A 13,328-nucleotide genomic window follows, 5' to 3' on the forward strand; every position below is an offset into this window, starting at 1 on the left:
TCTCCCCGCCGGGGAGAGGGCCGGGGTGAGGGGGCGCTGCCCTAGAGCGCGCGGCCCTGAAGCAGCCGCGGCACGTCCCCGGACAGACCGGCCGCCTCGCGCATGAAGCCGCGGCGCAGCGCGGGCACCGCGTTTGCCAGTCCCAGCCCGATGTTGCGTCCCAGCCGCAGGAGCGGATTGTCGTTCGAGAACAGCCGGTTGAATCCGTCCGTGGCAATCGCCAGCGTCGTCGAGTCGAAGCGCCGCCACGCGGCATAGCGGTCCAGCACCAGCGGCCATCCCAGATCTTCGCCGCGGCGCGATGCCTCGACCAGCACCTCGGCCAGCGCGGCGACGTCGCGCAGCCCGGCATTCAGCCCCTGTCCGGCGATCGGATGCACGCCGCGCGCGGCATCTCCGGCCAGTGCCAGCCGCTCGGCGGCGAAGCTCTCGGCGATCGTCATGTTCAGCGGATAGGTGTAGCGCGCCCCGGCGATATGGATCCGGCCCAGGAAATCGCCGAAGCGCGGCCGCAGCACCTCCAGATATGCCTCGTCGTCCAGCGCCTGGATCGCCGCCGCCTGCTCGGTGGTCTCGCTCCAGACGATCGACGAGCGGTTGCCGGTCAGCGGCAGGATCGCCAGCGGGCCCGGCGGCAGGAAGATCTGCCAGGCGCAGCCCTGGTGCGGCTTCTCGTGGCCGATGGCGCAGACCAGCGCCGTCTGGCCGTAGTCGGTCACCCGCCGCTTGATGCCCGCGCGTTCCGCAGTGCCGCTCCTGCGCCCGTCCGCCCCCACCAGCAGCGGCGCCGCGAATTCCCGCCCGTCCGCCAGCGTCGCCACCGCGCGGCCCGGCTCCACCCGCTGTGCGGCCACGGCGCCCTCGATCCGGACGATCCCGGGCGTTTCCGCCAGCGCCGCCAGCAGCGCGGCGCGCAGGTGGCGGTCCTCGACCATCTGGCCCAGCGGGCCTTCGCCCAGCTCGCGGCTGTCGAAATGCAGCGTCAGCGGGCTGGTGCCTTCGCCCGCGCGCCCATCGCCGACGCGGATGTCCAGCATCGGCTGCGCATCCGCGGCCAGCCGGTCCCAGATTCCGAGGACGCCCAGCATCTTCACGCTCGCCGCCGCCAGCGCATAGCTGCGGCCGTCGAACTCCGGCACGGTCTGGTCGGCATCGGAGAGCGGATCGATCACCGCCACGCGCAGTCCGGCGCGGGCGAGGGCAAGGGCGAGGCTGGCGCCGTTCAGGCTGCCGCCGACAATGAGGACGTCCTGTTCCATGGCGCAGGAATGAAGCGGCCGGGCGGGATTGTCCATCCGGATCGGGGCGAATAGCTTGGCTGCGACACCATTGACGAGGACGTGACATGGACGAGTGGCGGAGCCGGACGGCGGCAGACCTGGGGCGCGGCATCGGTGACGGGACCATCGACCCGGTGGAGCTGGCCGAAGCCTTCCTGGATGCTGCCGTGGCCCATGAGGCCGGGACGCGCATCTATGCCCGCTTCACCGCGGAGCGCGCGCTGGCCGAGGCCGGGGCGGCTCGGGACCGCGCCCGGCTGGGGCTGCGCCGCGGCCTGCTCGACGGCGTGCCGATCTCCTGGAAGGACCTCTTCGACACCGCAGGGGTGGCGACCGAGGCGGGCTCCCGGCTGCTCGAGGGGCGGGTGCCGGAGCGCGACGCGCTGGTGCTCGAAGCCGCGACGCTGGGCGGCTCGGTCTGCCTCGGGAAGACCCACATGACCGAGCTCGCCTTTTCCGGGCTGGGCCTCAACCCGATGACCGCGACCCCGCCCAACGTGACCGATCCCGCGCTGGTGCCGGGCGGCTCCTCCTCGGGCGCCGCCACCTCGGTGGCCTTCGGCCTGGCGGCGGCGGGGATCGGTTCGGATACCGGCGGCTCGGTCCGTGTGCCGTCCGCCTGGAACAACCTCGTCGGGCTGAAGACCACTGCCGGGCGCATTCCGCTGGACGGCGTGGTGCCGCTGGCGGCGCGCTTCGACACGATCGGCCCGCTCTGCCGCTCGGTGGAAGATGCTGCCGAAGTGCTGGCGTTGATCGAGGGCGGCAAGCCTGCCGACCTGCGGGGGGCATCGCTGGCGGGGCAGCGCGTCGCGGTGCTGGAGACCATCGCGCTCGACGACCTGCGCGACCAGCCGGGCTATGCCTTCGAGACCGCCGTATCGCGGCTTGCGGCCGCCGGGGCCAAGGTGGAGCGCATCCAGGTCCCGGCCGTGGCCGAGGCGCTGGCCTCCGCCTCGATGCTGTTCCCGGGCGAGGCCTACGGCACCTGGGGCAAGGTGATCGAGGCGTCGCCCGAGAAGATGCACCCGCCGATCCGCGACCGTTTCCGGCTGGGCGCAGATGTCACGGCCGAGGCCTTCGTTGCGGGCTGGCAGGCACTCGACCGGCTGCGCGCCGCCTATCTGCAGGCCACGGCGGGCTTCGACGCGGTCCTGCTGCCGACCACGCCGATCCTGCCGCCGGATGCCGCGCGGCTGGAAAGCGATCCGGACTATTTCCGCACCGAGAACCTGCTGGCGCTCAGGAACACCCGGATCGGCAACCTGATGGGGCTCTGCGCGCTGACCCTGCCGACCGGGACCGATTGCTGCGGCCTGATGCTGATGGCCGCGCCGGGCCGGGAGGAGCGCCTGCTGCGCACCGGCAGGGCGGCCGAGGCGGCGCTCGGCTGAGGCGGCGCCGTCCCGTTCCGGAGCCGTCCTGCCGCCCGCGCCGCCCGCGGACGGGACGCTCCGGGCCTGACCCTTGGGAAGGCTGGGTTAACTATTCGCCGCCAGGTCACAATCTTGCCTGAAGGAGGGGCAGGTACCGGTCGCGGGCTGGACGCAAGGGGGCCCTTCCGGTATCGTCCCTGCCAGATACCGGGGCGCAAGATCCCGGGAAACTGAGGCACAGATGCAGTATCCAGACCGGTTCTCCGATCTGCCCGCTTACGCATTTCCGCGTCTGCGGGCTCTTCTCGACCATCACCAGCCCGGCGGGGCGCCCTTGTCGATGTCGATCGGCGAGCCGAAACATGCATTTCCGGACTGGGTCAGCGCCATCATCGCGGAAAACGCAGCCGGTTTCGGCAGTTACCCCGCCAATGACGGCACGCCCGAGCTGTTGTCGGCGATCGCCGGCTGGATCGGGCGGCGCTATGGCGTGACCGTCGACGGCGCCACCCAGATCATGGCGCTGAACGGCAGCCGCGAGGGGCTCTACAACATTGCGATGGCGATCGCGCCGGAGACGAAGAACGGGCGGAAGCCCGTCTTCCTGATGCCGAACCCGTTCTACCAGGCCTATGCCGTGGCCGCGATCTCGGTCGGGGCGGAGCCGGTGATGATTCCCGCGACGCGAGAAACCGGGCATCTGCCCGATTATGCGGCACTGCCGTCGGAAATTCTCGACCGGGTGACGCTCTGCTACATCTGTTCGCCGTCCAATCCGCAGGGCGCGGTGGCGGGCGAGGATTACTGGCGCGGGCTGCTGGCGCTGGCCGAGAAGCACGATTTCAAGATTGTCGCCGACGAATGCTATTCCGAGATCTACCGCGGCGCGCCGCCCCCTGGCATCCTCGCCGCGGCGGCCGCGACCGGCGCCGATCCCGAACGCGTCCTGGCGATCCATTCGCTGTCGAAGCGATCGAACCTGCCGGGGCTGCGCTCGGGCTGCGTGACCTCCGGTCCGGAAAACATCCGCCGCATCCGCCAGCTGCGCGCCTATGGCGGCGCGCCGCTGCCGCTGCCGCTGCAGGCCGCCGCCGCCAAGGTTTGGGCCGACGAAGAGCACGTGGTCGAGAACCGCCGACTCTACGGCGTGAAATTCGAGCTGGCCGACCGGATCTTCGGCGACGTGCCGGGCTACGAGCCGCCGGTGGCCGGGTTCTTCCTCTGGCTTCCCGTGCCGGACGGGGAGGCGGCCTGCCTGAAGCTTTGGCAGGAGACCGGCGTGCGCTGCCTGCCCGGCGCCTATCTCGGCCGCGACAGCGGCTCCGGCAACCCCGGCGCGGGCTTCATCCGCACCGCGCTGGTCGCGCCGATGGAGCAGACCGAGACGGGGCTGACCCTGATCCGCCATTGCCTTTATGACAGTTGAGGACCTGAGCCATGGCCTATTCGACCCGCGGACGTGATCCCCTTCTGGATGCCGAGACCCAGGCGGCGCTGGAACGGCGGACAAGCGAGCTGATCGGCCTGGCGCTGATCGCCGGGGCCGTCGGCCTCGGGCTGATCCTGGCGAGCTATTCGCCCTACGACCCGTCCTTCCTGGGCAGCACCACAGGCGATCCGCAGAACCTGCTGGGCTATCCCGGCGCCTATGTGGCCTCGGCGCTCAGCTTCATCTTCGGCCGCGGCGCCTGGGCGCTGGTGGTGGCGCTCGGCATCTGGGGCGGGCGCTTCCTGTTCCACCGCGGCGGCGACCGGCTGCTCAGCCGCGGCGTCTTCCTGCCGCTGTGGGTCGCGCTGGCCGCCATCTATGCCTCCAGCTACGTGCCGGGGCCGGAATGGACGCATCATTTCGGGCTCGGCGGCATGCTGGGCGATGCCGCGCTCGGCATCCTGATCGGCATCCTGCCGCTCGGGCTCGGCCTGTCGCTGAAGATTTCCGCCGTGCTCCTGGGGCTCGGCGTGCTGGCCTTCGGGCTGTTCTGCACCGGCTTCACCCGGGCGGAGCTAGGCGGGCTCGGCCGGTTCCTCGGGATCGGCACGGTGCTGGCCTATGACAAGCTGCTGCGCCGTGCTGGCGAGGCGGGGCAGGGGGCGGCCGCCGGCATGTCCGAAGCCCGCGCCCGCCGCGCCGAGGCCCGCGAGGAGCGCCGCGCGGTCAAGGCGGAGCGCAAGGCCGCCGCCCGCGCGGAGCCGAAGAGCTCGCGCCGCGCGGTGCTGCCCGACGACGACGACATACCGGTGCTCGACGAGGACGAGGACTGGACCCGCGACCCGCTGTTCCAGACCGCGGCGGAACGAGCCGCCTATGGCGGCGAGGCCTACGAGGATGACGGCGCCGACGGGCGCTGGGACGCGGAAGAGCCGGACGGGGACGGCTATGACGACGGCTATGGCGACGATGACGGCGGCTACGAGGAGCCGCGCCCGGCGAAGGCGAGCTTCCTCAGCCGCATTCCGGTGATCGGTCCGCGCATCGCGCCCGAACCGGCGCCCGAGCCTTACGACATGTATGATGACGAGGACGAGGAATTGAGCGACGAGGCCGACGACCGCCTGCAGGCCCGCATCACCGGCGCGATCCGCCGCCGCCAGCGCCAGGACCGTGCCCAGCTCGCGGCCAAGCGCCGGCGCGGGAAGGCGCCTGCCGCCGCGCCGGAGCCCGAGCCCGAGTCCGGGGAGGAGGCCGGCAGCCCTGCGATGTTCATCCGCCCGCGCCGGGCGGAGCCGCCGGTCGCAGGCCGTCAGATGCCGCGGTTCGAGGAAGTGGCGGACGACATGGATGACGAGGACGATTTCGCCCCGGCTCCCGCGGCGACCGCCACCGAGATCCCGCGCTTCCTCGCCCAGAAGGCCGTGGTGCGCCAGCCGGTCCAGGCGCCGCCGAAACCTTCCGCCCGCGTCCGGGCCGAGGCGCAGCCGGATTTCCTCGGCGTGCCGGAGGAAGGGTATGCCCCGCCGCCGCTGGCGCTGCTGACCGACCCCTCGACGGTGGAGAAGCACTACCTGTCGGACGAGGCGCTGCAGGAAAACGCCCGCATGCTGGAGACCGTGCTCGACGATTACGGCGTGAAGGGCGACATCGTCTCGGTCCGCCCGGGCCCGGTCGTCACCATGTACGAGCTGGAACCGGCCCCGGGCCTCAAGGCGAGCCGCGTCATCGGCCTGGCCGACGACATCGCGCGCTCGATGTCGGCGCTTTCGGCGCGGGTGTCCACCGTTCCGGGCCGCACCGTGATCGGCATCGAACTGCCCAACGAGCACCGCGAGATGGTGCTCCTGCGCGAAATACTGGCCTCCACCGATTTCGACGACGGCAAGGCGCGCCTGCCGCTGGCGCTCGGCAAGGACATCGGCGGCCGCCCGATCGTGGCGAACCTCGCCAAGATGCCCCACCTGCTGATCGCGGGCACCACGGGCTCGGGGAAATCCGTCGCGATCAACACGATGATCCTGTCGCTGCTCTACAAGCTCTCGCCGGAAGAGTGCCGCCTGATCATGATCGACCCGAAGATGCTGGAGCTTTCCGTCTATGACGGGATCCCGCATCTGCTGTCCCCCGTGGTCACCGACCCCAAGAAGGCCGTCGTCGCGCTGAAATGGGTGGTGGGCGAGATGGAGGACCGCTACCGCAAGATGTCCAAGATGGGCGTGCGCAACATCGAGGGCTACAACGGCCGCGTCGCCGATGCGCTGGCCAAGGGCGAGCTGTTCTCGCGCACCGTCCAGACCGGCTTCGACGACGAGACCGGCGATCCGGTGTTCGAGACCGAGGAGATCCAGCCGGTCAAGCTGCCGTTCATCGTGGTGATCGTCGACGAGATGGCCGACCTGATGATGGTGGCCGGCAAGGAGATCGAGGCCTGCATCCAGCGCCTGGCGCAGATGGCGCGGGCCTCGGGCATCCACATCATCATGGCGACGCAGCGTCCCTCGGTCGATGTCATCACCGGCACGATCAAGGCGAACTTCCCGACCCGGATCTCCTTCCAGGTGACCTCCAAGGTCGACAGCCGCACGATCCTGGGCGAGATGGGGGCCGAGCAGCTGCTCGGCATGGGCGACATGCTCTACATGGCGGGCGGCGCGAAGATCACCCGCGTCCACGGGCCCTTCGCCTCGGACGAGGAGGTCGAGGAAGTCGTCACCTACCTCAAGGCCTACGGTCCGCCGGAATACGTCAACACCGTGCTCGAGGGGCCGGATGACGAGGCGGCGCCGGATATCGACGCGGTGCTCGGCCTGGGCGGCAACACCACCGGCGAGGATGCGCTCTACGACAAGGCGGTGCAGATCGTCATCAAGGACCGCAAGTGCTCCACCTCCTACATCCAGCGCAAGCTCGGCATCGGCTACAACAAGGCCGCGCGGCTCGTCGAGCAGATGGAGGAAGAGGGCCTGGTCTCGCAGGCCAACCACGTGGGCAAGCGCGAGATCCTCGTGCCCGAACAGTGACGCGGGCGCCGGCAGCGCCTCGGGGCGCTGCCCCCCATGCCCCGCCCGGCGTGCCGCCCCGGCGGTGCGCGGGGCGGGGCTGCCTCCTTCAGGCGGAACCGCGCCGATGACGCGCTTGTCAGCGGATCGGGCAGAACTGCTGCTGTTCTTTTCCGCGCCGATGCCTATCTAGGCTGGCATGAAACGCAGACAGTTCCTCTCCGCCTCCGCGGCGCTCGCCGCCGCCCCGCTCGCCACCGCGGGCCGGGCCATGGCTGCGCCGGTCCAGATCGGCGCGCTTTCCAGCTACCTCAACTCGCTGCAATCGGTGCAGTGCCGCTTCGTCCAGGTGAACCCGGACGGCAGCCAGGACCGCGGAACCCTGTCGATCAAGCGCCCGGGCCGCGCGCGCTTCGACTACGACAAGCCGAACGAGACCCTGGTCATGGTCGGCGGCGGGCAGGTCGCGATCTTCGACAAGTATTCCGGCGCCCAGCCCGACGAATACCCGCTGAAGCGCACCCCGCTGAACCTCATCCTCGGCCAGAGCGTGAACCTAGCCAATGCCCGCATGGTGGTCGACCACCGCGAATCCGCCGACCGCACCCTGGTCGTGGCGCAGGATCCGGACCATCCCGAATACGGCCAGATCGGCCTCTATTTCGAGGAATCGCCGGTCCGCCTGGCGGAGTGGATCATCACCAACGAGGCGGGCGAACGCACCCGCGTCGTGCTCGGCGCCTTCTCCGAGCGCCAGCTCGGCTCCTCGCTGTTCAACGTCGCGGGCGAGAAGATGCGGCGCGCCCGCTGAGGCGCCGCCGCCTCATTCCTGCTGGTCGGCCTCCGCGCCGGTCCGCCGGAACGGGCCGTAGCCGGTGAGGATCTCGATTTCCTCGTCCACCGCTGCCCGCTCCGCTTCCAGGTATTCCGCAATGGCCCCTGCGAAGCTCTCGTTCGCCACCCAGTGCAGCGAGTGTGTCGGCGCGGGCAGGTAGCCGCGGGCCAGCTTGTGCTCGCCCTGCGCCCCCGCCTCGACCCGCTTCAGCCCCGTCTCGATCGCGTGGTCGATCGCCTGGTAGTAGCAGGCCTCGAAATGCAGGCAGGGATGGTGTTCGATGGCGCCCCAGTAGCGGCCGTAGAGCGCCTCGCGCCCGAGGAAGTTCAGCGCGCCTGCCACCGGACGCCCGTTGCGCACCGCCAGCACCAGCAAAACGTCGCGGCGCAGATGGTCATGCGCCTGCCGGAAGAAGTCCCGCGTGAGGTAGGGCGTGCCCCATTTGCGGCTGCCGGTGTCCTGGTAGAAGACCCAGACCGCGTCCCAGTGCTCCGGCTGGATCTGGTCGCCGGTCAGCCGCAGGATCTCGCCGCCGAAGCCCTGCGCCGCGGCGCGCTCCTTGCGGATGTTCTTGCGCTTGCGCGAGCTGAGGCTGGCGAGGAAGGCGCCGAAATCGGGGTAGCCTTCGTTCACCCAGTGGAATTGCTGGGTGACGCGGCGCATCAGCCCGGCGGCGCCGCCGCGCTCGGCCTCGGCGCCGGTGCAGAAGGTAACATGGACGGAGCTCAGCCCGTGATTGGACGCCACCTGCAGCGCGCCCTGCAGCAGCGCCTCGGTGCCGGGCACCTCCCAGCCGGGCTTGGTCAGGAAGCGGCGGCCGGTTGCCGGGGTGAAGGGCACCGCGACCTGCAGCTTTGGATAGTAGCGTCCGCCCGCGCGCTCGAAGGCATGCGCCCAGTTGTGGTCGAAGATGTATTCGCCCTGGCTGTGGCTCTTGGCATAGAGCGGCGCGCAGGCCACCGTTTCGGCGCCGTGCCGCACGGCGAGGTAGCGCGGCTGCCAGCCCGAGCGTCCGCCGACGGACCGGCTGTCTTCCAGCGCCTTGAGGAAGCGGTGGGTGGTGAACGGGTCGAGGGGCGGGCCGCCATCCGCCGTTTCCGGACAGGCGCAGTCGTCCCACTCCGCGGCCGGGATCGCGTCTAGGCTGGCGAGGACGGAGACCTCGAGCACGGCATCATCGCTGGGCATGGGATGGGTCATGCCCCATCAATTGGGAGTCGCGCCTCCGGGGTCAAGAGCCGCCTCCGGGCCGGCGGGGCGGTATCGCTCGAAGGTGATATTTGCGGCAAAGCGGCGGGCCTCTGCCTCCTCTTCGGGGCTGCGCACGGTCCAGGCGAGGATCGGCAGGCCGGCCGCCTTCAGCGCCGACAGCCAGGGCGCGCGCCCCTCCCGGATTCCGTGCGAGAGAAAGCCCGCCCCGTAATCCCGCGGATCGAGCGCGCGGCCCGTGATGCGGGCGTCGGTTTCGGGATCTTCGGGGAACAGTCCCGGCCCGTGGCCGGTGGTGATGCCCCAGCACAGGTCGGGCCGCAGCGCCGCGCCATGGGCGATGGCGAAGGGGTTGAAGGACATCAGCGCGACCTCGCCGGGATAGCCCGCCAGCGCCGCCAGCGCCAGTTCGGCCAGCTTGTTGGTGGCGACGCAGGGGGCGCCCGGCTGGCTCTTCAGCTCGATCAGCAGCGGCACGCGGCCGGCGACGAGCGCCAGGAACTGCGCCAGCGTCGGCACGGTCTCGGCGGTGCCGAGCAGCGCCATCCGCCCCAGCTCCTCGGCGCTGCGCCCGGTGACGGGCCCGGCCTCGTCGGTGAGCCGGTCCAGCGTGCCGTCATGGAAGACCATCGGCACGCCGTCGCCGCTGGGCTGGATGTCGAGCTCGATCCCGTAGCCCTCCGCGCAGGCCGCCTCTGCGGCGGCCAGGCTGTTCTCGGGGATGCCCCGGCCTGCGTCATGCAGGCCGCGATGGGCGATGGGCCGCGCCAGCAGCCCGGCCGGGAAGGTCATCGTACCTGGAAGATGCCGTCGATCTCGACCGCCACGCCGAAGGGCAGGGAGGGCGAGGAGACGGCGGAGCGGGCATGGCGCCCGGCATCGCCGAGCACTTCGACGAGGAAATCCGAGGCGCCGTTCACCACGGCGGGCTGCTGGCCGAAATCCGGCGAGGAATTGACGAAGGCGCCCAGCTTGACGACGCGGACCAGCCGGTCGAGATCGCCGCCGCAGGCCGCCTTGACCTGGGCGAGCAGGTGGATCGCGCAGAGCTTCGCCGCTGCGGCGCCGTCGGCGACCTCCAGCCCGTCGCCCAGCTTGCCGGTGACCAGCGTGCCGTCCTCCGCCTTGGGCAGCTGGCCCGAGACATGCAGCAGATCGCCTGCCTGGACAAAGGGCACGTAATTGGCGGCCGGGGCCGCCGCGTCCGGCAGGGTGATGCCGAGCGCGGCGAGGCGGGACTCGAATTGACCGGACATGGCGGCTCTCCTTGGTGGTTCCGGCGGCACCCTAGCCGCGAAGCCCGCCCGCAGGAAGCCGGCAATCCGGCGCGCGCCCTGTCAGTCCGCCGCAGGACCGGCGGGAGGTTCCTCGCGCCCGAGCGCGGCGCAGAGCGCCTTGGTCAGGTCGGTGCGGCTGATCGGCTTCATCAGGCTGATGTCCTGCGGGTTCAGGTCATCGCAGTTCATCGCGCTCTCCTTCGGATAGCCCGACATGAAGATCACCCGCAGATGCGGCGCCAGCCTGCGCAGCCGGTCGGCCAGCGCCGGCCCCTGCAGGCTGCCCGGCATCACGATGTCCGTCAGCAGCACGTCGGCCCGCGCGTGCGGGAAGAGGTCGAGCGCCTCGTCGCCGGAGGCGGCCGCAGTCACGCGGAGCCCCATGCGCTCCAGCCGCAGCGTGAGCACGCGGCTGACGCCGGGATCGTCCTCGACCAGCAGCACCCTGCCGTCGAGGCGGACATTGCCCAGCCTGCGCGCCTCGGCGCTGCGGGCGCGGACCGGATCGACATCGGAGGCCGGCAGGAACAGCTTCACCGTGGTGCCGAGCCCGGGTTCGGAATAGACCCGCACGCCGCCGCCCGACTGCTTGGCGAAGCCCTGCACCATCGGCAGGCCCAGTCCCGAACCCTTCGACGGCGGCTTGGTCGAGTAGAAGGGGGTGAAGACCTTGGCCAGCTGCGCCTTGCTCATGCCGATGCCGGTATCGGTGACCGCGACCACCGCATAGAGCCCGGGCGGCAGATCCTCCTGTCCTTCCTCGAGGAAAGGTTCCTCCAGCGCGACATTCTGGGTCTCGATGGTCAGCCTGCCGATCCCGTCCATCGCGTCGCGCGCGTTGATCGCCAGGTTCAGCAGGGCGTTCTCGAAGGAGTTGCGGTCGGCATGGACCGGCCAGGCGTCGGCGGCGAAGCGGGTCTCGACCTCGATGGTCGAGGGCAGCACCCGCTTGAGCATCTGGTTGAGTTCGCCGATCAGCTCGCCCAGGTCGATCCGGGCCGGTTCCAGCGTCGCCTTGCGCGCGAAGCTCAGCAGGTTGCGGGTCAGCCCGGCGCCCTTCTTGGCGGCGTCGATGGCGGAGCGGATCAGGTCGGCGCCGCCGGGCAGCTGGCTGGTCTCCTCCAGCAGCTCGAGATTGCCGACGATCACCGCGAGCAGGTTGTTGAAGTCATGCGCGACGCCGCCCGCCATCTGGCCGACGACCTCCATCTTCTGCGCCTGGACCAACCGCTTCTCCGTGTCGACGGCATCGGTGATGTCCTGCACCGTGCCGACCATGCCCGTCGGCGTCCCGTCCTTGTCGACCTCCAGCAGCGCGTTCCATTCGCAATGGCGGATTTCGCCGTCGCCGCGGATGATGCGGGCGCGGATCCGGTCATGGTCGCCGCAGTTCAGCTTTCCTTCCTGCAGGGTCCGGCGCATGGCGTCCTGCAGGATGAACTTGTCCTCGGGATGCATCAGATAGGCCATCTGCTGCATCGTCGGCTTGAACCGCGCGGGGTCGAGCCCGTGGATGCGGTAGCATTCCGGCGACCAGTACATTCCCGGCGGGTCGAGCTTCAGCGACCAGTTGCCGATCTTGGCGATCCGCTCGGCGCGCAGCAGCCGCTCGCGCAGCAGGGTTTCCTCTGTGACGTCGGATTCGGTCCCGAAAAGCCGCACGGGCGTGCCGTCATTGTCGATGATCACCTGGCCCTGGACCGAGATCCAGTGCGGCCGCCCCCGGCGGTCCACCATTCGCACGACATGGGTGAAATGCCCGCTTCCGGAGACCGCCTCGTCCACCGCCTCGCGCAGCTTGTGCAGATCCTCCGGGTGGTAGAGCCGGGCGAGGAAATCCTCGCCGGGCTCGATCTCGCTAAGGTCGTAGCCCAGCTGCGCCATCAGCCGCGGCGAGAAGGTGATGCTGCCGCTGCGCAGATCCCAGTGCCAGACCCCGACATCGGTGGCGCGCAGCGCATCCGCGGCCAGCTGCAGCCAGCGGGCATCGGCATTGAGCTGCCCGGGCGCGCCGAAGGTCATGCGGCGGCGGTCCATCCAATGCGTCACGCGGCCGTTCTGGCGGTTCACCGGCCAGAAGTCCCACTGCATCAGCGAGAAGCCGCGGCCTTTCGCGGCGGCGGTGTACATCGTCGTGTAGGAGCGGTTGGTGGCGAAGGCTGTCTCGGCCTCGTGCCAGAGCCGCTCGGGCAGCTCGATCCCGCCGAGTTCGTCCAGCCGCCGCCCGCGCAGCGGCGCGCCGCCGCTGAGCTGGGCCAGCGACTCGGCATTCGCGGCGGCGATCCGGCACTGGCCCAGCTTCGGCGCGGCCTCCAGGACCATCAGCGTCTCGGCGTTGCGCGACAGTCCGGTGCCGCTGGCATTTGCCGGGTCCAGGGACGAGAGGAGCCGCCAGGGCTCGCAGCTCAGCAGCAGGTAGTCCTGCCCCGAGGCATCCTGCACGATGCGGCCCTCGGCCTTCAGCCAGGGGGCGCCGTCCGTCCCGCCGGCGGCAATCACGATGGCCGCGTCCGCGCCGGTGCGGCTCCACAGGCCGTCGGCGAAGGCGCGGAAATCGCCGCGGTCCGCCTCCCGCCACAGCGCGCCGCAGCTGCAGCCTGCGACCTGCGCGGGGCCGTCTGGCCGGACCAGGCGGGCAAAGGCGCCGTTGTGCCAGCATACGACGCCTTCGGCGTCGAGCAGCGCCAGTCCGAAGGGCACGCCTTCAAGCACCGTATCCGAGAAGGCCACAGGATCCCTGTATGCACCCACCTAGTCATCCCCCACGCCTGTGCTGGTCCCTGTCCGCGGAGCCCCGGGCGGATGCACTGGTCCGCCACGGCCCCCCGCAGGACACGTCAGGACCGGCAGGGCGCCAGTCTAGGTCCGCAGAGGTAAAGGAGCTGTTTCCCGCGGCCGGAGGGCGGAAAGGATGGTTAAC

Annotated in this window: 9 protein-coding genes; 4 read left to right on the forward strand and 5 right to left on the reverse strand. The window is 70.6% G+C overall.

The window, feature by feature from the left end; genetic code table 11:
* Positions 1–41 precede the first annotated feature (41 nt).
* Positions 42–1,259 (reverse strand): FAD-dependent monooxygenase, encoded by a 1,218-nt coding sequence (locus HCC78_RS15540; RefSeq protein ID WP_253949191.1) that lies wholly within the window; start codon positions 1,257–1,259, stop codon positions 42–44.
* An 86-nt stretch (positions 1,260–1,345) separates the two neighbouring features.
* Between HCC78_RS15540 and HCC78_RS15545 the strand changes: the two genes are divergently transcribed.
* The 4 genes from HCC78_RS15545 (at position 1,346) to HCC78_RS15560 (ending at position 7,898) form a co-directional block, all read left to right on the forward strand.
* Positions 1,346–2,674, forward strand: a complete 1,329-nt coding sequence (locus tag HCC78_RS15545) for an amidase (RefSeq protein WP_172329707.1) — start codon at positions 1,346–1,348, stop codon at positions 2,672–2,674.
* A 223-nt stretch (positions 2,675–2,897) separates the two neighbouring features.
* The gene (locus tag HCC78_RS15550) at positions 2,898–4,082 is read left to right on the forward strand and encodes an aminotransferase class I/II-fold pyridoxal phosphate-dependent enzyme (RefSeq protein WP_172329708.1); all 1,185 of its coding nucleotides are present in this window, start codon (positions 2,898–2,900) and stop codon (positions 4,080–4,082) included.
* A gap of 11 nt (positions 4,083–4,093) precedes the next feature.
* Positions 4,094–7,108, forward strand: coding sequence for a DNA translocase FtsK (locus tag HCC78_RS15555; RefSeq protein ID WP_172329709.1), 3,015 nt, complete (start codon positions 4,094–4,096; stop codon positions 7,106–7,108).
* Positions 7,109–7,286: 178 nt separating this feature from the next.
* On the forward strand, positions 7,287–7,898 hold the full coding sequence (locus HCC78_RS15560; protein ID WP_172329710.1) for an outer membrane lipoprotein carrier protein LolA: 612 nt from the start codon (positions 7,287–7,289) through the stop codon (positions 7,896–7,898).
* 12 nt (positions 7,899–7,910) lie between these two features.
* On the opposite strand, the gene HCC78_RS15565 is transcribed toward HCC78_RS15560, so the two are convergent.
* From HCC78_RS15565 to HCC78_RS15580, 4 genes are all read right to left on the reverse strand, one after another.
* Complete coding sequence (locus tag HCC78_RS15565) at positions 7,911–9,110, reverse strand: GNAT family N-acetyltransferase (protein ID WP_172329711.1); 1,200 nt, start codon at positions 9,108–9,110, stop codon at positions 7,911–7,913.
* An 18-nt stretch (positions 9,111–9,128) separates the two neighbouring features.
* Positions 9,129–9,923: a glycerophosphodiester phosphodiesterase family protein gene (locus HCC78_RS15570; RefSeq protein ID WP_172329712.1), complete on the reverse strand. Its 795-nt coding sequence runs from the start codon at positions 9,921–9,923 to the stop codon at positions 9,129–9,131.
* Positions 9,920–10,387, reverse strand: a complete 468-nt coding sequence (locus tag HCC78_RS15575) for a RidA family protein (protein ID WP_172329713.1) — start codon at positions 10,385–10,387, stop codon at positions 9,920–9,922. The genes HCC78_RS15570 and HCC78_RS15575 overlap by 4 nt, the downstream gene beginning before the upstream one ends.
* Positions 10,388–10,468: 81 nt before the next feature.
* Entirely contained in the window at positions 10,469–13,159 is a 2,691-nt protein-coding gene (locus tag HCC78_RS15580; protein WP_172329714.1) for a PAS domain-containing protein, read from the reverse strand.
* Between the last annotated feature and the right edge of the window lie 169 nt (positions 13,160–13,328).

Origin of the sequence: Mangrovicoccus sp. HB161399, from assembly GCF_013184745.1 — a bacterium.
Taxonomy (GTDB): domain Bacteria; phylum Pseudomonadota; class Alphaproteobacteria; order Rhodobacterales; family Rhodobacteraceae; genus Mangrovicoccus.

Bases quoted from the DNA above. Each gene is read 5' to 3' on its own strand.
- HCC78_RS15550 (WP_172329708.1), top strand. From the start codon at position 2,898: ATGCAGTATCCAGACCGGTTCTCCGATCTGCCCGCTTACGCATTTCCG.
- HCC78_RS15545 (WP_172329707.1), top strand. From the start codon at position 1,346: ATGGACGAGTGGCGGAGCCGGACGGCGGCAGACCTGGGGCGCGGCATC.
- HCC78_RS15555 (WP_172329709.1), top strand. From the start codon at position 4,094: ATGGCCTATTCGACCCGCGGACGTGATCCCCTTCTGGATGCCGAGACC.
- HCC78_RS15570 (WP_172329712.1), bottom strand. From the start codon at position 9,923: ATGACCTTCCCGGCCGGGCTGCTGGCGCGGCCCATCGCCCATCGCGGC.
- HCC78_RS15565 (WP_172329711.1), bottom strand. From the start codon at position 9,110: ATGCCCAGCGATGATGCCGTGCTCGAGGTCTCCGTCCTCGCCAGCCTA.
- HCC78_RS15560 (WP_172329710.1), top strand. From the start codon at position 7,287: ATGAAACGCAGACAGTTCCTCTCCGCCTCCGCGGCGCTCGCCGCCGCC.
- HCC78_RS15575 (WP_172329713.1), bottom strand. From the start codon at position 10,387: ATGTCCGGTCAATTCGAGTCCCGCCTCGCCGCGCTCGGCATCACCCTG.
- HCC78_RS15540 (WP_253949191.1), bottom strand. From the start codon at position 1,259: ATGGAACAGGACGTCCTCATTGTCGGCGGCAGCCTGAACGGCGCCAGC.